This window comes from uncultured Psychroserpens sp., assembly GCF_947492715.1.
In the GTDB taxonomy this organism is placed as follows: domain Bacteria; phylum Bacteroidota; class Bacteroidia; order Flavobacteriales; family Flavobacteriaceae; genus Psychroserpens.
This window is the reverse complement of the sequence record NZ_CANLNS010000002.1, coordinates 76,990-96,054: the sequence shown is the minus strand read 5'-3', so window position 1 is coordinate 96,054 and position 19,065 is coordinate 76,990. Positions and strand designations below refer to the sequence as shown.

Sequence of the window (19,065 nt, the reverse complement as noted above, 5' to 3'; positions counted from 1 at the left end):
AAGTCGGGGTGGCAGGATTCGAACCTGCGACCTCCGCGTCCCAAACGCGGCGCGATAACCGGGCTACGCTACACCCCGAAAACGGTTATCTAGTTTTTGAGTTATTAAATTAATAATTTCTCTAAAATTTCGAGGTGCAAATATATATCTTTTCTTTAAAAATTGACAACTTTTATTATTAAATTTAAACATAAAATTTAATTTTATGAAATTTATAAGGCAATCTCTATTTATAATTGGTTTTCTAAGCCTCAATACTTGTGCTCAAGACAAAAACCCAATCAATACCGAGCATTCTTATGAACTTGCTGTACCAGAACTAAATAACCCTTGGGGCTTCGTGTTTTTGCCTGATGGCTCAATGCTTATTAATGAAAAAGCTGGGCAAGTTATCCACTTTAAAGACGGACAAAAAACATTTATTAAAGGTGTGCCCGACGTATACAATCGAGGTCAAGGAGGTTTGTTAGACATTAAGTTGCATCCTAAGTATAAAAGTAACGGTTGGATTTATCTCACGTATGCCTCATCTGAAGGTCCACAGCGTGGCGGCAATACAGCACTCATGCGTGCACAATTAAAAAATAATACACTTGTAAATAAAGAAGTTTTATATAAAGCGACTCCAAATACTACAAGAGGTCAGCATTTTGGTTCTCGCATAATTTTCGACGATGATGGTTATCTCTTTTTTACAATTGGAGAACGCGGAGATCGAGATGTAAATCCGCAAGATCTCACAAGAGATGGCGGTAAGGTATATCGCTTACATGATGATGGATCGATACCAAAGGATAATCCCTTTAACTCAACTAAAGATGCGAAGACGGCTATATATTCTTATGGACATCGTAATCCGCAAGGCATGGTAATTCATCCTGAAACAAGAGAAATATGGACACATGAACATGGACCTAAAGGTGGTGATGAAATTAATATTATTAAATCTGGAAAAAATTATGGCTGGCCTGTAATTACATATGGGGTTAATTATTCTGGAACAAAAATCACCAAAGAAACATCCCATAAAGGTATGGAACAACCTTTACATTATTGGACACCATCAATAGCCCCAAGTGGAATGGCATTTATTTCAAGTGATAAGTACGAAGATTGGAAAGGTAATTTATTGGTGGGTTCATTAAAATTTCAGTACTTAGACAATTGCTACATTGAAAATGGTAAAGTGGTAAAACAAGAGCGACTATTAGATGGTTTGGGACGAGTTCGCTCAATTAATCAAGGTCCAGATGGATATATATATGTTGGAATAGAAAATTTAGGAATCGTAAAACTTATAAAAAACAAATGAATAAAAACTTACTAATGGCACTAGTGCTGGGATGTTTAATATTAGCATGTAACTCTTCAGAGAAAAAGGAAAACAAGGATAAAGCAATATCTGAAGCCAAAGTCTCAAAGGTTATTAAAGAAGAACAGAGCCCTGAGCTTATACAAAGTATGAAACGCGGAAAAGAAATATATTCTGACTTTTGTATCTCTTGTCATTTACCAAACGGAAAAGGAGTATTAAAAGCCTTTCCTCCTTTGGCAAAATCAGATTATTTAATGACCAATCGTGAGGAGAGTATAAAATCTATTAAATATGGTCAATCTGGTGAAATTACTGTGAACGGGGTAAAATACAATGGAGTCATGACACCATTAGGCCTAGAAGACAAGGAAGTTGCCGATGTCATGAATTATATTACAAACAGTTGGGGAAACACAAATAATAAGTTAATAACTGAAAAAGAAGTTTCAGAAATAGAGCAATGATTTTCTATCATTATTGTTAAATTTGTCCAACTAAAAATCAGTTTTTATTTATGCTCATTATAGGAATAGCAGGAGGAACAGGTTGTGGAAAAACAACCGTTGTAAATCAAATACTTAACGAATTACCAGAAGGTGAAGTCGGTGTTATTTCACAAGACTCCTATTATAAAGACACCTCGCATTTAAGCTATGAAGAACGCGTGAAAATTAATTTTGATCATCCGCGCTCTATAGATTTTGAGTTATTAGAAGAACATTTAAAGGAATTAAAAAGTGGAGCACCTGTTAATCAACCTGTGTATTCCTTTGTAAAGCACAATCGCACAGGAGATACCATCAAAACCAATCCGCGAAAAGTGATGATAGTGGAAGGTATTTTAATCTTAACAAACCCTGAATTAAGAGAGATGTTTGATATTAAAATCTTCGTGCATGCCGATAGTGACGAACGTTTAATACGACGTTTGAAACGTGATATTTCAGAACGTGGCCGAGATATAGATGAAGTATTAAGCAGATACCAAACGACATTAAAACCTATGCATCAGCAGTTCATAGAACCTATGAAAGAATATGCAGATATTATTATACCAAACAACAAATATAACACTGTTGCAGTTGATATAGTGAAAACTATTATCAACGAAAAATTACATTAATATTGAATTATCTAAAAAACATATTTGTCATTGTCTTTATCGTTTTTGCGATATGGATGCTTTTTATTGATTCTAACTCACTTCTCATTCATAGAGAACTCAACCAAGATATAGATGATTTAGAAAACGAGAAGCAATATTATAATGATGAAATAGAAAAAGATAACAAGGCTATTAAAGAATTAAGTACCGACGATGGTATAGAAAAGCTAGCACGTGAAAAGTACTATATGAAAAAAGAGAATGAAGACATCTACATCATTGAATATGAAGACAGTCTAAAACTAGAGAAAAAGGATGAGTAAAACTTTATTTAGCGATTTTCCCGAAATCTCCTCTAAACAATGGAAGCAAAAGATTCAGGCCGACTTAAAAGGAGCTGATTATAATGATACGCTTATTTGGCATACCAATGAAGGAATTGATGTAAAACCTTTTTATCATGCCGATGACTTCGAACAACTAGAATCTGAATTACATTCTACTGCAAGTACGTTTAATATTGGTCAAACCATCTTTGTTGCTAACACTGAAAAGTCTAATGCTAATGCTATAGATGCTATATCTAGAGGCGCCGAAACTATAATCTTTGTTATTCCTTCAGAAGATATTTCAATAGAAAACCTGTTAAAGAACATAGACACTGCCTCTACTCCAATTATCATTAAACCGGAATTTTTATCTCCTAAGTTTGTCAAACAGGTCGCTTCATATGATCATGTTAACCTGGAGGTTGACATTATTGGTCACCTTGCAAGAACAGGTAATTGGTATCACAATCTTACAGATGATCATTCGCTTTTTGAAGCCACTGTTAAACATACCAATACACTGTCTGTCGATGTCGGTTTATATCAAAATGCAGGTGCCAACATGATACAACAACTTGCTTATGCTTTGGCGCATATCAACGAGTACCTAAATCATTTTGACGATCAACCAAACACAATTCAAAAACAATCGTTAAAGGTCATTTTCAATGTTGCTGTTGGAACCAACTATTTTTTTGAAATTGCCAAACTTAGGGCATTAAGATTATTATTTAAAACGATTGCTAATGCATACCAGATAAACACTGATTGCATCATAAATGTGTCTCCTACAAAACGCAATAAGACCATTTATGACTACAACACCAATATGCTTCGTACAACAACTGAGTGCATGAGTGCTGTTTTAGGTGGCGCAAATACTATTATCAATTTACCATATGATGCTATCTATCACAAAAGCAACGAATTTGCAGATCGTATTTCTCGTAATCAATTGCTAATACTAAAGCATGAAAGCTATTTTGATAAGGTTGGCAATCCCTCAGATGGGGCTTATTATATAGAAAGTCTTACATCTCAAATGGCGAGCAAATCCTTGACGCTATTTAAGGATATAGAAGCGAATGGCGGATTTCTATCTCAACTCAAAGAAGGAACAATTCAAAAGAAAATAAAAGAAAGCGCTATAAAGGAGCAGTCACAATTTGATACTGGTGATTTTGTATTATTAGGAACGAACAAACACCCTAATCCGCAAGACAAAATGAAGGAAGACTTGGAGTTATATCCATTTGTGAAAACAAATCCAATAAAAACCTTAATTGAACCAATAATTGAAAAGCGACTTGCAGAAACTATTGAACAAGAACGACTTAAAACCGAATAAACTCTAAAAATATGAAGTTACGATTAACACTTTTAGCATTATGTATATGCCTATTAAACTGTAAAGATGATACACCAAAAAAAATAGATTTTGAGTATAAATATCCAAGTGTAGAAAATATATTGGATTGCGAAGGGATGGATACCGATTTATTAAGAGAGGCCTTTTACGCTTTTGAAGATGATTTAATAAAGTTCTATACACCAGGCAACCCAGTATATTCTCGCGCGTATAGTTTATTTGTAAGCCAAGCATCAAATAATAGAGTTGATTATCATAAAATGGTCTCTGAACATTCTAAAAAAGTGTTAGAGGCGTTAAAACAAGATGAGACATTATGGCGTCCTGCTGTTGACGCCTTTGGTAGTCGCTTAAATTATAACCATCCTTTTATAAAATGTGTGGCAGAAAACATTAAAGATGAGCCACTGCAAAAAACATTTAATGCTCTAGTACAAACTAACAGCCTCAGTTTACGTATGGTTGGAGAAGAACTTAAACGTAAAACTTTTGGTATGAAAGACGACAAGTATTTGGCAACTTACATAGCTCTTGAGTATTTCTACGGAAAAATATTTGATATCGATTTTAGTAAGGCTCCAGAAAAAACAATCGAAGTTAATAAAGAACATTCATCTCATGATGGTCACAACCATTAATATTATATTATGAGAAAAAACCTCCAGCATATACAATTAGAAACAACTACAACTTCAAGTAAAGTCAATAAAGTTGATAGTTTCAAAACCGCTGAGGATATTAATGTCAAAGCATCATACTCAAAAGAAGACATTTCTAATCTTGAGCATTTAAATTTTGTAGCTGGTATTGCACCAAACTTACGTGGTCCTTATTCAACCATGTATGTTCGAAGACCTTGGACTATTCGTCAATATGCTGGATTTTCTACCGCTGAAGATAGTAATGCATTCTATCGTAGGAATCTTGCTGCTGGTCAAAAAGGGCTCTCAGTAGCATTCGATTTAGCAACACATAGAGGGTATGATTCTGATCATGAACGTGTTGTAGGCGATGTTGGAAAAGCTGGTGTAGCCATTGATTCGGTGGAAGACATGAAAATCTTATTTGATCAAATTCCACTTGATAAAATGTCGGTATCAATGACTATGAACGGCGCTGTTCTTCCAATTATGGCGTTTTATATTGTTGCCGCCGAAGAGCAAGGTGTTGCTCCTGAACGTTTAGCTGGAACTATACAAAATGATATTCTAAAGGAGTTTATGGTGCGTAACACCTACATCTACCCTCCTACGCCATCCATGAAAATCATTTCAGATATTTTTGAGTACACGAGTAAAAACATGCCTAAATTTAATAGCATTAGTATTTCAGGATATCATATGCAGGAAGCTGGTGCTACTTGTGATATCGAATTGGCTTATACTTTGGCCGATGGTTTAGAGTACATAAAGAAAGGACTTGAGGCTGGTATGGATATTGACACTTTTGCACCTCGCCTTTCTTTCTTTTGGGCGATTGGCATGAACCACTTTATGGAGATTGCTAAAATGCGTGCAGCGCGTATGCTATGGGCAAAATTAGTAAGCCAATTTAACCCTAAGAACCCAAAGTCTTTAGCACTTCGAACACATTGTCAAACTTCGGGATGGAGTTTAACCGAACAAGACCCTTTTAACAATGTAGCACGAACCACAATAGAAGCTGCAGCTGCGGCATTTGGAGGCACACAAAGTTTGCATACCAATGCCTTGGATGAAGCCATTGCATTACCAACAGACTTTTCGGCACGTATTGCTCGAAATACACAAATCTTTTTGCAAGAGGAAACAGGAATCACAAAAACTGTCGATCCATGGGCTGGAAGCTACTATGTTGAAAAACTCACCGACGATATTGCCCAAAAAGCCTGGACATTAATACAAGAAGTTGAAGATTTAGGAGGAATGACCAAAGCTATTGAAGCTGGGATTCCAAAACTTAGAATTGAAGCTGCTGCTGCGCGTAAGCAAGCTCGTATAGATTCTGGGCAAGACATTATTGTTGGCGTGAATAAATATCGCCTAGAAGAAGAAGACCCTATCGCTACTTTAGAAGTTGATAACCAAACGGTTAGAAACGGACAAATAAAACGATTGGAGCAAATAAAAACGACAAGACATACAGAAGCCGTTCACAAAGCCTTATCAAAATTAACGGAAGCTGCACGCTCAGGAAAGGAGAATTTATTAGCTTTAGCAGTAAATGCAGCAAGAGAACGTGCTACTCTAGGTGAAATTAGCGATGCATTAGAAGCAGAATTTGGACGATATAAAGCACAAATAAAATCATTTTCAGGCGTGTATAGTAAAGAAATTAAAGATGACGAGAGCTTTAAAAAAGCTAGAGAATTGGCTGATAAATTTGCAGAACAAGATGGTCGAAGACCGCGTATAATGATTGCAAAAATGGGACAAGACGGACATGATCGTGGAGCAAAAGTTGTTGCTACAGGTTATGCAGATGTTGGCTTCGACGTAGACATTGGTCCGTTGTTTCAAACACCAAAAGAAGCGGCTAAACAAGCTGTAGAAAATGATGTTCATATTTTAGGTGTATCTTCCTTAGCTGCAGGACATAAGACGCTTGTACCTCAAGTTATAGACGAATTAAAAAATTATGGTCGCGAAGATATAATGGTCATCGTTGGAGGTGTGATTCCAAAACAAGATTATCAGTATTTATTTGACGCTGGAGCTGTTGCTGTATTCGGGCCAGGAACGAAAATTAGCGCTGCGGCAATTAAAATTTTAGACATCCTTATTGAGTAATATGACCTAAGTCAAATACTATTTATGAAACACATAGACAAAGCTACCCGATTTGCAAACTACATCATCGATATGCTAATTGTTTATATGTTGTTTATCATATTTACATTGTTTGAAAATGACTACGGTCTCTATTATTTTGTGTTCAATGGTATCATGTTTTCTTATTACTTTTTGTTCGAAGTCACAACCAGTCAAACTATTGGTAAAATAATTACTAAAACCGAAGTTGTTCGTAAAGATGGTTCAAAAGCTAGTTTCATTAAAATTTTAATCCGATCTATCAGCAGACTTATCCCTGTAGACTGGTTGTCTTACATGTTTGGAAATGACATTGGCATGCACGACTTATTTTCAAATACAGTACTCAAGAAAAAGAAATGAAATTCTACCAAATAGAGCATAACACACTTACACTACATGTCAAAAAAGCACCTCTTTTTGTTCGTATTACCATGTTTGCTTTTTCTATCTTATGTTTTATTTTACCGCTTGCAGGTATAGTTGCTTCTGTTTCTTTTGGTAGTGGACTAAAGTTTGGGCTCTTCTTTGGTATGTTCATATTTGGACTTCTTGGATTCTATTTATTACGTCTATCACTTTGGAATACTTATGGAAAAGAGATTATAAGCCTAGATAGTGAAGTCATAACTTACTATGCCGATTATCGTTGGTTTAAAGGCGCATTAAAATCTGCAACTGCTGTGAAGCCAACATTTTTATGGAATCCTGTTGGCTACGTCGAAGATCAACAAGCGTGTTTAGTTATTGAAGCCGATGAATCGTCCATTGAAAGTGTTGTTAAAATGCCAATTTCTGAAATTGAAACACTTATTAAAAATTTAAATGAAACATTTTGAGAACAGGAGTGATTAAAATAAACAATACGTCAAAACTCTATAAAGCATTTGGTAAACGGGATTACATCTTATATGTGATTATTCTCTTATGTGTTTTTATTAATATAGACCTCTTTAGTTCGCAGCCACGCTTTTTAATCACAACAGGATTCTTTTGGAAAGGTATTGCTCTTGCCAGTCTTGTCGTGTTACTTTTCAGTTTAATACAATGGCATTTAAAGAAAAAAAAGGTTATAGATGTACTCTCAAATGGAATCATCATTGAAGGACAGCTCAAGTATAGTGATGTCATAAAACCTAATAAGACATCGTCATTTAACGTGCATCTTTTAGAATATCAGGTTCTAGGTAAAACCTATGAAATTGGTTTCAAAAGCAAAAACAAGCACCTACAATCAAATGTTATCATCTACAAAGTAAATCAGCCCGAAAAGGCTATTGTCTTTGAAGACTTGAGGCCAAATATGAAACAAATAATAGCACATTATTTATAGCCAATAATTCAACTAATTTTGCGTTACACCTATATGAAATTTGAAAGACGACATTTACTTTTAAACTATATTTTCATCATATGCCTTGTTATTTTAGTACTTAACGATCATGTATTTAAATGGGAATTCTCTAACTGGTTTACTGGAAAATTATCTGATATCGTTGGGATGATTATTCTTCCGATTTTAATTACATTTTTTAATCCTAAACACGTAAAATTTAACCTTTTTCTTTCGGCTGTATTGTTTATGTTTTGGAAATCGTCATTATCTACGAGCGCAATTGATTTCTATAATCAATACGCATTCATAAAAACCTCAAGAGTTGTAGACTACACCGATTATATAGCTATTGCCATGCTACCATTAGCCTATATTCTAATTAAAAAAATACGCAATGAATCTGCATTTGTTATTCCCATCAAATTAAATGCTACCTTTATACTTCTGCCAACAGTGTTTATACTCATGGCAGAAACGCCTCCTAGATACTTTTATTTAACAGCTAATAATAGTCGTTTTATATGTCATAATTGTGATGTTACCTTAAACATGTCACAAAAGCGGATCTTAGAAAAACTTCATGAATTTGACATCAAAAAAGACACAACATTAACGCCAATGGCAAGTTACTACGCCTCTAAAGGTGATAGTCTCAATTATTACAAAATTGAAAAGTTTATCATTGAAAATGACACCTTAGATAATGTGCAGCTATCAATGATAAAAACTAAAAAAGGCAAAACTAAGGTGTATTTTAATGGCTTTGATTACCGCGATACCATTTCCAATGCTAGAATGAAACGCAAATTAAGACGCTACTTTAGAAAATCTGTAAAACGGTATTTAAAAGCCATGTGAGATTATTATTTTCACTTCCTCTAGTATTTAGTCTGCGTTAAAACCTGTTAAACTTCTTTAAATCAATACCTTCTTTCCTATCTTCGGAAAAAAATTAGGAATTTTAGTACAAATTAACTTTTTCAACTAAAAACTTAGTTTTATATTTATACATTCAAACTTAAAATCAATTAAACTCAAACACATGAATCAAAATCCATCAACAAGAGTCATGCTTTGCATGCTCATGGTATTCTTTATTTCAATGGGATCCTTTGCACAGGAAACCACTATGGAGAAAAAAGAAATTTCACCTTCAGAACCAATTCCATCTAATCCCAATGTAAAAACAGGTGTTCTTAGTAATGGTCTCACTTATTACATTCAGAATAATGGAAAACCTGAAGACAAAGTTGAATTGCGTTTAGCAATCAAAGCAGGTTCTATATTAGAAACTGAAGATCAAAGAGGTTTGGCTCATTTTATGGAGCATATGAACTTTAACGGAACCACAAATTTTAAGAAAAACGAACTTGTTGATTACTTACAAAGTATTGGTGTAGAATTTGGAGCAGATCTTAATGCTTATACAGGTTTTGATCAAACAGTATACATTCTTCCTATTCCTAGTGATGATCCAGCAAAACTAGACAAAGGGTTTCAAATCCTACAAGATTGGGCTGGTGGAGCTTTACTTACTGCTAAAGATATTGACGAAGAGCGTGGTGTTGTAATTGAAGAATACAGAACACGTCTAGGTGCTGCAACAAGAATGCAATCTAAATACTTAGATAAAATCGCATATAAGTCGCAATACGCAGATCGTTTACCTATTGGAACTAAAGAAAATCTAGAGAATTTCAAATATGAAAGTTTAAGAAACTTTCAAAAAGATTGGTATCGTCCTAATTTAATGGCAGTTATTGCTGTTGGAGATTTAGATGTTGAGACACTTGAGAAGAAAATAAAAGACAACTTTAGTGGTTTAAAAAACCCAGAAAACCCTAAGCCAAGACAAGAATTTGGATCAGAAAACCATGAAGGTACATTTGTAGCTATTGAATGGGATGAAGAAGCAACAGGTAGTCAAGTTCAAATTTATTACAAGGATAAAGGTGATGTAAAAAAGACCAGAACTGTAAAAGACTATAGAGACAATATGGTTGAAGGTCTATTTACTCAAATGATTAACAATAGACTTAGAGAGTATAGCAACAAACCAAATCCACCATTTATTTTTGGATTTTCGTTTCATGGTGGAATTATAGGAAACAAGGAGGCTTACCAATCTATAGCTCAAACTAACGAAACTGGACAGTTAGAGGCATTGAAGACACTTTTAGAAGAAAACGAACGTGTAAAACGTTTCGGATTTAACGCTTCGGAATTAGAGCGTGCTAAAAAAGATTACTTCGCTAGAACAGAGCGTTCATATAAAGATAGAGATAAGCAAGAATCTGGTCGTATCGTTGGTCGTTATATTCAAAACTTCCTACAAGAAAGCCCAATGCCTAGTACCGAATGGACTTATGATTATGTAAAATCACAACTCCCAACAATTAAACTAGATGAAGTTAATGGCCTAATAAAAGACTTTTTACATGATGACAATCGCTTAGTCGTGCTTACTGGCCCTAAAAAGGACGGATTAACTAAAGTGACCGAAAAAGAAGTTATCGACTTATTGGATAGTGTTAAAAACAGTGATATCAAAGGTTATGAGGATGAAGCTGTACGCTCAGAGTTAATGACAAACAAACCAGCTAAAGGTAGCACTGCTAGCGTAGATGTGAACCATAAAGGACAGATTAATGAGACAACAACAATTACATTAAGTAATGGCGCAAAGGTTACTTATAAGAAAACCGATTTTAAAAATGATGAAATTCTTTTTGAAGCATTTAGCTATGGAGGTACTTCTTTATACACTACAGAAGAATTAAAGCAAACGGCAAGTGCTAATGGTGGATTAACTGAAGCTGGTATTGATGGTTTATCTAAAAATGATATGACGAAAGTGATGTCTGGTAAAATTGCAAATGTTAGACCATACATTGGAGGATTAGACGAAGGTATGCGAGGATCGACGACGCCTAAAGATTTAGAGTCGATGTTTCAACTTATTCATTTGTATTTCACAAAGTTAGATAAAGACCCAGAGGCCTTTGCATCTTTTATTAGTAAGCAAAAAGCATTTCTAGGAAATATCATATCAAACCCTAATGTGTCGTTTTCAATTGCTTTAGGAGAGTTTTTAAATGAAGGAAACCCAAGATACACTGGCTTCCCTACTCCTGAAAGATTAGACAAAGCAAACTATGATTTAGCATACGAAAAGTATAAAGAACGTTTTGCTAACGCTGGAGATTTTAATTTCTATTTTGTTGGAAATATTGACGAAAATAAAATTAAGGAACTAGCTGAGACCTATATTGCTTCTTTACCAGGAAACTCTAACAGAGAAACTTATAAAGTTTCATCTTTTAGACCTAAATCTGGCGCACAAGAATTTGTTTACAAAAAAGGTACTGAGCCTAAGAGTCAAGTAAATTTAGTCTTCAGAGGTGAAACTAAGTACGACGTTAAGGAAGCTAGAGCAATGAGTGCTTTAGGTGAATTATTAAGTATTAAACTCATAGAAAAATTGCGTGAAGAAGAAGGTGGTGTTTATGGTGCTGGTGCAAGAGGTTCTATAAGCAAGCTACCTTACGGACGTTTTAATTTTAGTATTTCTTTTCCTTGTGCTCCTGAAAATGCTGAAAAATTGGCAGCTGCATCTATTGCAGAACTTCAGAAAATTATAGACAATGGTCCTGAAGGCTCAGATTTAGACAAAGTAAAGAAAGCCTTATTATTAACAAGAAAAGAGCAATTAGAACAAAATCGTTTCTGGTTATCAGCAATTAAAAATGCAGATTATAGTAAATCAGATTTAGATAATGTTGTTAACTACGAAGCTAACGTGAATGCACTTACAACGAAAGATTTGCATAATGTTGCTAAAAAGTATTTACAAGATGGCTATTTAAAAGCAATACTATTGCCAGAAGAATAAACCTATTTAAATATATTAAAAAGCAGCCGTTATAGGCTGCTTTTTTTATATTACCCTATCACTATCAATATCTTAACATAAGTGATAAAATACGTTTAAATACTGTTAACAACTTACGTTTCCAAAACTCGTAAATAATCGTATTTTTACAGTTGAAGAAGTCAGTAAAACTTCTATAAATAAAACCAAATCATTTAATGGGTAAAATCATTGCAATCGCCAATCAAAAGGGAGGTGTTGGAAAAACAACAACTTCTGTAAATTTAGCAGCATCGCTAGGAGTTCTTGAGAAGAAAGTACTGCTTATTGACGCTGATCCACAAGCAAATGCGACGTCAGGACTTGGCATCGTTGTAGAACAAGTGGAAGTTGGGACCTACCAATTATTGGAACATACGGCATCTGCCGAAGAATGTATTGTTGAAACAGACTCTCCTAATGTAGATATTATTCCTGCACATATAGATCTTGTGGCTATTGAAATTGAACTCGTAGACAAAGACCAACGTGAATATATGCTTAAAAAGGCCATAGCACATTTAAAATCGTCTTATGACTATATTTTAATAGATTGTGCGCCTTCTTTAGGTCTACTCACGTTAAATGCCTTAACTGCTTCTGATGCCGTTATTATTCCTATACAATGTGAATACTTTGCACTAGAAGGTCTAGGAAAGTTATTGAATACGGTTAAGAGCGTACAGAAAATTCACAATACCGATTTAGATATTGAAGGTATGTTACTCACTATGTTTGATCAACGTTTACGCTTATCAAATCAAGTCGTTGAAGAAGTACAAAAACATTTTAGTGATATGGTTTTTGAAACAATTATTCAACGAAATGTAAGATTAGGTGAAGCACCTAGCTATGGAGAAAGCATTATAAAATATGATGTGAGTAGTAAAGGCGCTTCCAACTATTTAAGTTTAGCAAAAGAAATTATAAACAAAAACTCATAATGGCGAAGGCAACAAAAAAGCAAGCACTGGGTAGAGGTTTATCGGCATTGTTGAAAGACCCATCAAACGATATAAAATCTGCAAATGATAAAAATGCAGATACGATTATTGGAAATATCGTAGAATTAGACATAGAAACAATTGAAATTAATCCGTTTCAACCTCGTACCAATTTCAACGAAGAAACACTTAGGGAGCTCGCATCTTCAATTAAAGAATTAGGTGTTATACAACCCATAACAGTTAGAAAATTAGAGTTTAATAAATTTCAACTGGTATCGGGTGAACGTCGTTTTAGAGCATCAAAACTTATTGGTTTAAAAACGATTCCAGCTTATATAAGAATCGCTAACGATCAAGAATCGCTAGAAATGGCTTTGGTCGAAAATATCCAACGTCAAGATTTAGATCCCATTGAAATTGCACTCTCCTATCAACGTCTTATTGATGAAATTGCATTAACTCAAGAACAAATGAGTGAGCGCGTTGGCAAGAAACGATCTACAATTGCTAATTATTTGCGCTTACTAAAATTAGATCCTATTATTCAAACCGGAATGCGTGATGGATTTATTTCTATGGGTCATGGACGAGCTATTATTAACATAGAAGATCAAAATGATCAGTTAGATATTTATGAAAAGATTATAACAGATAAATTATCTGTTAGAGCTACAGAGGCTTTAGTAAAAAATTATCATAATCCTAAAGTCAAAAAAGCCGTCGAATCTCAGGAAATACCTAAATTTGTTAAAAAAGGCATAAAAGAATTTTCAGAATACTTTGGTCATAAAATTGGCGTTAAAGTATCTAAGAATGGAAAGGGACAAATTACAATTCCATTTCATTCCGAAGAAGATTTCAATCGTATAAAAAAACTAGTGCAACGTGCTAAATAAATTAGTCTACAGTTTACTCTTTACACTCGTTTTCAGTGCTAGTATTTTCGCTCAAGAAAATAATAAAACTGAAGAAGTAGACACTGATCTCATTGTTGTTAGAGATTCTACAAAAACTAAAAGAGAACCTATTAATGTTTTAGCGCCTTCTAAAGCCGCTTTTTATTCTGCTATACTTCCGGGTTTAGGACAAGCATACAATAAAAAATATTGGAAAATACCCGTTGTTTATGCCTTAATAGGAACACCTTTATATTTTTATATTAAAAACGATAAGGATTATAATATTTATCGTGATGCTTATAAACGACGTTTGGCTGGTTTTGGGCAAGGATCTCCAGGAGATCCGTTTCCTAATGTTTCAGACGATGGATTAATTAGAGCTCAACAGCAATTAAGACGTAATAAGGAATTGGCATTATTAATTACAATTGGGATGTATGCATTGAACATCGTCGATGCAAATGTTGATGCACATTTACTGCAATTTAATGTTGATGAAGATTTAACTGTAAGGCCTCATTTTAAGTACAACCAAAGAGAAAACAATACAGATTTAGGGTTGACACTAAATTTTAAATTCTAAGGCATGAATATAGCATTATTAGGCTACGGAAAAATGGGCAAGGCAATAGAGAAAATTGCATTAGATCGTGGGCATCACATTCAATTAAAAGTCTCTAGTTCTACTCAAAATTTCGTGCTAAACAATATTGACGTTGCTATAGATTTTAGTTTACCCTCTACCGCTGTTACTAACATTTCTGCATGTTTAAATGCTGGTGTTCCCGTAATTTCGGGAACAACAGGTTGGCTAGATGCCTACGACGATATGGTTCAACTATGCCGTTTAAAACGTGGTACATTTCTATATGCTTCAAATTTTAGTTTAGGTGTCAATATCTTTTTTGAAATTAATAAAACCCTAGCCAAGTTAATGACTGGGTTACCACAATATAAAACAAGCATCGAAGAAATTCATCATACACAAAAGTTAGATGCACCAAGTGGTACTGCAATCACCTTAGCCGAAGCTATTATCGAACATTCTAACTATAAAAACTGGAATTTAGATGCATCAAAACAAAATGAGATTGGTATTTTAGCAAAACGAATTGAAAATGTACCTGGAACTCATGAAGTTAATTATGATTCTGAGGTGGATAGTATTCAAATAAAGCATACCGCTCATAGTAGACAAGGCTTTGCCTTAGGAGCCGTTATTGCTGCAGAATACGTTCACGATAAACAAGGACTATTTACAATGAAAGACGTCTTAAATATTAGTTAATCTTAATATCTAATGTAACGTTTATTAATACTTAACAACTCACAAAGAAATTAAAATATAGACATGACAAGTACGCAGTGGTTAATTTTTATTCTCATCATACAATTCATTCATGGTCTTGGTACATGGAAACTATACGTTAAAGCTGGGAGAAAAGCCTGGGAGGCTTTCGTTCCTGTGTATAATGCTGTGGTTCTAATGAAAATTATTAATCGTCCAAGATGGTGGACCTTTTTATTATTTGTACCTATTGTGAACCTTATTATGTTACCTGTTGTTTGGGTGGAAACTGCTAGGAGTTTTGGTAAAAACCAATACATAGATACCTTTTTGGCGGTAATAACTTTAGGATTCTATAACTACTACCTCAATTATGCAGCTGATGTATCTTATGTAGAAAACAGAAACATCAACCCAAAATCGAGCTCTGGTGATTGGGTGAGTTCTATTTTATTTGCAATCGTTGCAGCTACAATTGTTCATACATATTTCATCCAGCCTTTTACAATTCCGAGTTCTTCGCTCGAAAAGTCACTATTGGTTGGTGATTTCTTATTTGTTAGTAAAATACACTATGGTGCACGCGTACCTATGTCTACAGTAGCAACTCCAATGGTTCATGATACCATTCCAGTTGTCAACGTAAAATCATATTTATACAATGATAAGATTGAAGAAAATAAAACATCATTAAAAAACAAATTACAGTTACCTTATATGAGGATTCCTGGATTTGAAACTATCGAACGTAACGATATTGTTGTTTTCAATCAACCAGCCGATACCTTGTTAGACATGAATGATTTCACTCCAGATCGAAATTATTATAAGCCTATCGATAAGAAAACAAACCTTGTAAAACGTTGTGTTGGTATCCCTGGAGATTCCTTGCAAATTATTGATGGCTATGTTTACATTAACGGTAAGAAAAATGAACTACCAGACAGAGCTAAACTTCAACACCATTATACTTGGGAAGCAAAAGATAATTTAACTCAAAGTTATATGGATAATCTCATTAATCAATATGAAATTGAAACGGTTTCGTCATTTTATAAAATTGACAAGAAACTATGGGACAACCCTAGAATTAAAGCCTACTTTGAAGACTTAAAAAAGCAAAGAAAAGCCTATTTAAAGGAATCGTCAAGAGACTCTCTAATGGTTGAAGTTGTTGGTGCAATTAGTAGCGATGAAATGAGAAAACTGAAAATGGAACCGCTCCCTTTAAAATACAACTTAAATCTAACTGCGGAAAATGCGGCACTCATCAAGAGTTTGCCTATGACCAAATCTTTACAACAGTTTTCCTACCAGCATGAAGATCCAACTGTATTTCCTCATAACCCACAATATAACTGGAATTATGACAATTTTGGACCAATTTACATTCCTGAAAAAGGAGCAACGGTTGAATTAAATTTAGAAGTCTTACCGCTCTATAAACGATTGATTTCAGAATATGAAGGCAAAAAAGTGACGACGCGAGGAAATCAAGTGCTCATTGAAGGTGAACCCGTAAACTCTTACACCTTTGATAATGATTATTACTGGATGATGGGAGATAATAGAAACAACTCGGTAGACGCTCGTGCATGGGGTTATGTTCCTTTTAATCATGTGGTTGGTAAACCCGTATTTATTTGGATGAGTTGGGACGGCATTAAAAACCCACGTTGGGAGCGCTGGTTTACAACGGTTGGCGGTTCTGGAAAACCAGTCTCTTATTTAATTCCGTTTTTAATTTTACTGGCAGGCTGGTTTGGCTTCAATAAATGGAGACAAAAGAAAAAAGCTAAATAAGACTTAATGACATTACGATGGAGGTTGTATTACATCCAACATATTTTCCGAGCATAGCACATTTTGTAGCCATGGCACAGGCCAATCATATTATTTTTGAAGTCTGTGATAATTACCAAAAGCAAACCTATAGAAATCGAACGTCTATTTATGGTGCTAATGGTAAACTCGACCTAAATGTTCCTGTGGTTTACTCTCAAAAGAATCGTCAATTGTCTAAAAATGTTGCTGTTTTTAATTCAGAAGATTGGCAAACTCAGCATTTAAAATCTCTGGAATCAGCTTATAGAACCTCTCCCTTTTACGAATTCTATATTGACGACTTACTTCCTCTTTTTCAAATGGAGGTAACAACTATAACGGACTTTAACTTCAAATGTATCGAAGCCATTTTTAATTGTTTACAACTACCCCTTTCTTATGGGAAAACCGAGCAGTATGAGATGGACCTTAAGCCTAATATCGATGCTAGAGGATTAGTTAATAGTCGTAAAGAAATTCTACAAAATTTTAAACCTTATGCGCAAGTTTTTGATACAAAACATGGTTTTTTAAATAACTTAAGCATTTTAGATTTGTTGTTTAATGAAGGCCCAAATACCGAATTGTATCTGAACGCACAAACCTTGCAACTGTGACATTACAATCTGTTGTTCATTACGGTATTCATTTTTTGTTGCCTTTAGTTGTTGCCCTAGTATATTTTAGAGCGCAATGGAAATTTGCATACTTTATCATGTTATGTGCCTTTGTAATTGATCTCGATCATCTGCTCGCAAATCCAATATTTGACCCTAATAGATGTAGTATCAATTTTCATCCTCTACACTCCTATTATGCTATTGGTATATATGTGCTATTGTCCTTGTTTAAAATCACAAGACTAATTGGTATTGGGTTAATTATTCATATTATAGCAGATCAGGTAGATTGCTGGATGATGTAGTCGCTATTTAAGTTTTACCTTGGCCATAATAGGAAAGTGGTCAGAATAATTGACTTCATAAGTTTTGAAGGCATTAATCTCAAAATCTTTGTCAACTAAAACAAAATCTATTCGAACTGGGAAAAACTTAAAATCAAACGTTCTTCCAAATCCGTTACCTGCTTGTTCAAAAGCATCTTTTAAATCACCTTTAATCTCTTTATACACATAAGAATATGCCGTATTGTTAAAATCGCCACAAATAATCATTTGATAATGACATTTTGCTTTATGCCTTAAAAACAACTCCGTTTGAGATTGCTGCATTTTAAACGTAGAACTTACTCGTTTAACTAAGTTTTCAGATTTTTCTTTTGTTAATTCTTCAACGTTTGGATCAATACCAGACGATTGCAAATGCACATTATATATTCTTATAGTGTCACCAAATCTAACGATATCAGCAAAAATGGCATTGTTCGATGTATTCGGAAATTCTATAGAACCAGAATTGATAATAGGGTATTTCGTGAATATCGCTTGTCCGCTTTTTACTTTTTGTCCAGAGAGTTTTTCATACTTAAAATAACCATTTAATTCAACAGCAGCATCAGGTCTGTATTCTTGCATACATAGTACATCTGGCTGCTTTTCAGAAATAAATCCTGAAAGATTCTGCTTTAAATCAGGATCGTCAATCCAATCAAAGAGATTAAACAATCTTACATTATAGTTCATTACAGAAAGGTTATCTCTGTCATCAACGTTTTTTGACGATGAGAACTTATACAATGAAAATACATAGCTATAGCCTAAAACAAGAACGACCAGAGAAACTAAAAGCTGTTTTTTAACTTTTAGTAGCCAGTATATTACAAAGAGTATATTAATTATAATGAGAAAAGGAACGGCCAAACTAAGCACTGATAAGAACGCAAATTTCTTTGGTTCTATATAGGGTAAAACATAAGATAAAAGCAACACAAATGCCATCAATGAATTGATAATAAATATGAGTTTCTCTAAACGTCTTAGTTTACGCATGGGGTT

At 34.2% G+C, this 19,065-nt stretch carries 20 protein-coding genes and 1 tRNA gene; 19 read left to right on the top strand and 2 right to left on the bottom strand.

Annotation, left to right across the window (positions count from 1 at the left end; genetic code table 11):
• Positions 1–3: 3 nt before the first annotated feature.
• Positions 4–78, bottom strand: a tRNA-Pro gene (locus tag Q0787_RS07290).
• A gap of 127 nt (positions 79–205) precedes the next feature.
• Between Q0787_RS07290 and Q0787_RS07285 the strand changes: the two genes are divergently transcribed.
• The 19 genes from Q0787_RS07285 (at position 206) to Q0787_RS07195 (ending at position 18,036) form a co-directional block, all read left to right on the top strand.
• Entirely contained in the window at positions 206–1,312 is a 1,107-nt protein-coding gene (locus Q0787_RS07285) for a PQQ-dependent sugar dehydrogenase (RefSeq protein WP_298901648.1), read from the top strand.
• The gene (locus Q0787_RS07280; RefSeq protein WP_366915881.1) at positions 1,309–1,779 is read left to right on the top strand and encodes a cytochrome c; all 471 of its coding nucleotides are present in this window, start codon (positions 1,309–1,311) and stop codon (positions 1,777–1,779) included. Before Q0787_RS07285 ends, Q0787_RS07280 begins: the two co-directional genes overlap by 4 nt.
• Before the next feature lie 50 nt (positions 1,780–1,829).
• A complete protein-coding gene (gene udk, locus Q0787_RS07275) occupies positions 1,830–2,438 on the top strand; it encodes a uridine kinase (protein WP_298901647.1) in 609 nt (202 codons plus the stop codon).
• Positions 2,438–2,743, top strand: coding sequence for a septum formation initiator family protein (locus tag Q0787_RS07270; RefSeq protein ID WP_298902228.1), 306 nt, complete (start codon positions 2,438–2,440; stop codon positions 2,741–2,743). Before udk ends, Q0787_RS07270 begins: the two co-directional genes overlap by 1 nt.
• On the top strand, positions 2,736–4,097 hold the full coding sequence (locus Q0787_RS07265) for a methylmalonyl-CoA mutase subunit beta (RefSeq protein ID WP_298901645.1): 1,362 nt from the start codon (positions 2,736–2,738) through the stop codon (positions 4,095–4,097). Before Q0787_RS07270 ends, Q0787_RS07265 begins: the two co-directional genes overlap by 8 nt.
• A gap of 11 nt (positions 4,098–4,108) precedes the next feature.
• Positions 4,109–4,756, top strand: a complete 648-nt coding sequence (locus Q0787_RS07260) for a hypothetical protein (protein WP_298901644.1) — start codon at positions 4,109–4,111, stop codon at positions 4,754–4,756.
• Positions 4,757–4,762: 6 nt separating this feature from the next.
• Positions 4,763–6,886: a methylmalonyl-CoA mutase gene (scpA, locus tag Q0787_RS07255; RefSeq protein ID WP_298902227.1), complete on the top strand. Its 2,124-nt coding sequence runs from the start codon at positions 4,763–4,765 to the stop codon at positions 6,884–6,886.
• A 24-nt stretch (positions 6,887–6,910) separates the two neighbouring features.
• Positions 6,911–7,270 (top strand): RDD family protein, encoded by a 360-nt coding sequence (locus Q0787_RS07250; RefSeq protein WP_298901643.1) that lies wholly within the window; start codon positions 6,911–6,913, stop codon positions 7,268–7,270.
• Positions 7,267–7,746 (top strand): hypothetical protein, encoded by a 480-nt coding sequence (locus tag Q0787_RS07245; RefSeq protein ID WP_298901642.1) that lies wholly within the window; start codon positions 7,267–7,269, stop codon positions 7,744–7,746. Before Q0787_RS07250 ends, Q0787_RS07245 begins: the two co-directional genes overlap by 4 nt.
• Positions 7,743–8,240 (top strand): hypothetical protein, encoded by a 498-nt coding sequence (locus Q0787_RS07240; protein ID WP_298901641.1) that lies wholly within the window; start codon positions 7,743–7,745, stop codon positions 8,238–8,240. The genes Q0787_RS07245 and Q0787_RS07240 overlap by 4 nt, the downstream gene beginning before the upstream one ends.
• 33 nt (positions 8,241–8,273) lie before the next feature.
• Positions 8,274–9,101, top strand: a complete 828-nt coding sequence (locus Q0787_RS07235) for a hypothetical protein (RefSeq protein WP_298901639.1) — start codon at positions 8,274–8,276, stop codon at positions 9,099–9,101.
• Positions 9,102–9,285: 184 nt separating this feature from the next.
• Complete coding sequence (locus Q0787_RS07230) at positions 9,286–12,135, top strand: pitrilysin family protein (protein ID WP_298901638.1); 2,850 nt, start codon at positions 9,286–9,288, stop codon at positions 12,133–12,135.
• 197 nt (positions 12,136–12,332) lie between these two features.
• Positions 12,333–13,097 (top strand): AAA family ATPase, encoded by a 765-nt coding sequence (locus Q0787_RS07225; RefSeq protein WP_298901637.1) that lies wholly within the window; start codon positions 12,333–12,335, stop codon positions 13,095–13,097.
• Positions 13,097–13,996 carry a ParB/RepB/Spo0J family partition protein gene (locus Q0787_RS07220; protein WP_298901635.1) on the top strand — a complete coding sequence of 300 codons (900 nt, stop codon included), beginning with the start codon at positions 13,097–13,099 and terminating at the stop codon, positions 13,994–13,996. The genes Q0787_RS07225 and Q0787_RS07220 overlap by 1 nt, the downstream gene beginning before the upstream one ends.
• Entirely contained in the window at positions 13,986–14,582 is a 597-nt protein-coding gene (locus Q0787_RS07215; protein WP_298901634.1) for a DUF5683 domain-containing protein, read from the top strand. The genes Q0787_RS07220 and Q0787_RS07215 overlap by 11 nt, the downstream gene beginning before the upstream one ends.
• A 3-nt stretch (positions 14,583–14,585) precedes the next feature.
• Positions 14,586–15,287 carry a 4-hydroxy-tetrahydrodipicolinate reductase gene (dapB, locus tag Q0787_RS07210; RefSeq protein ID WP_298901633.1) on the top strand — a complete coding sequence of 234 codons (702 nt, stop codon included), beginning with the start codon at positions 14,586–14,588 and terminating at the stop codon, positions 15,285–15,287.
• Between the two features lie 63 nt (positions 15,288–15,350).
• Positions 15,351–17,090, top strand: a complete 1,740-nt coding sequence (gene lepB, locus Q0787_RS07205) for a signal peptidase I (RefSeq protein ID WP_298901632.1) — start codon at positions 15,351–15,353, stop codon at positions 17,088–17,090.
• A 17-nt stretch (positions 17,091–17,107) separates the two neighbouring features.
• A complete protein-coding gene (locus Q0787_RS07200; RefSeq protein WP_298901631.1) occupies positions 17,108–17,728 on the top strand; it encodes a WbqC family protein in 621 nt (206 codons plus the stop codon).
• A complete protein-coding gene (locus Q0787_RS07195; protein ID WP_298901629.1) occupies positions 17,725–18,036 on the top strand; it encodes a DUF6122 family protein in 312 nt (103 codons plus the stop codon). The genes Q0787_RS07200 and Q0787_RS07195 overlap by 4 nt, the downstream gene beginning before the upstream one ends.
• 3 nt (positions 18,037–18,039) lie before the next feature.
• Here the strand turns inward: Q0787_RS07195 and Q0787_RS07190 are convergent, their stop codons facing one another.
• Positions 18,040–19,059 carry an endonuclease/exonuclease/phosphatase family protein gene (locus Q0787_RS07190; RefSeq protein ID WP_298901628.1) on the bottom strand — a complete coding sequence of 340 codons (1,020 nt, stop codon included), beginning with the start codon at positions 19,057–19,059 and terminating at the stop codon, positions 18,040–18,042.
• Between the last annotated feature and the right edge of the window lie 6 nt (positions 19,060–19,065).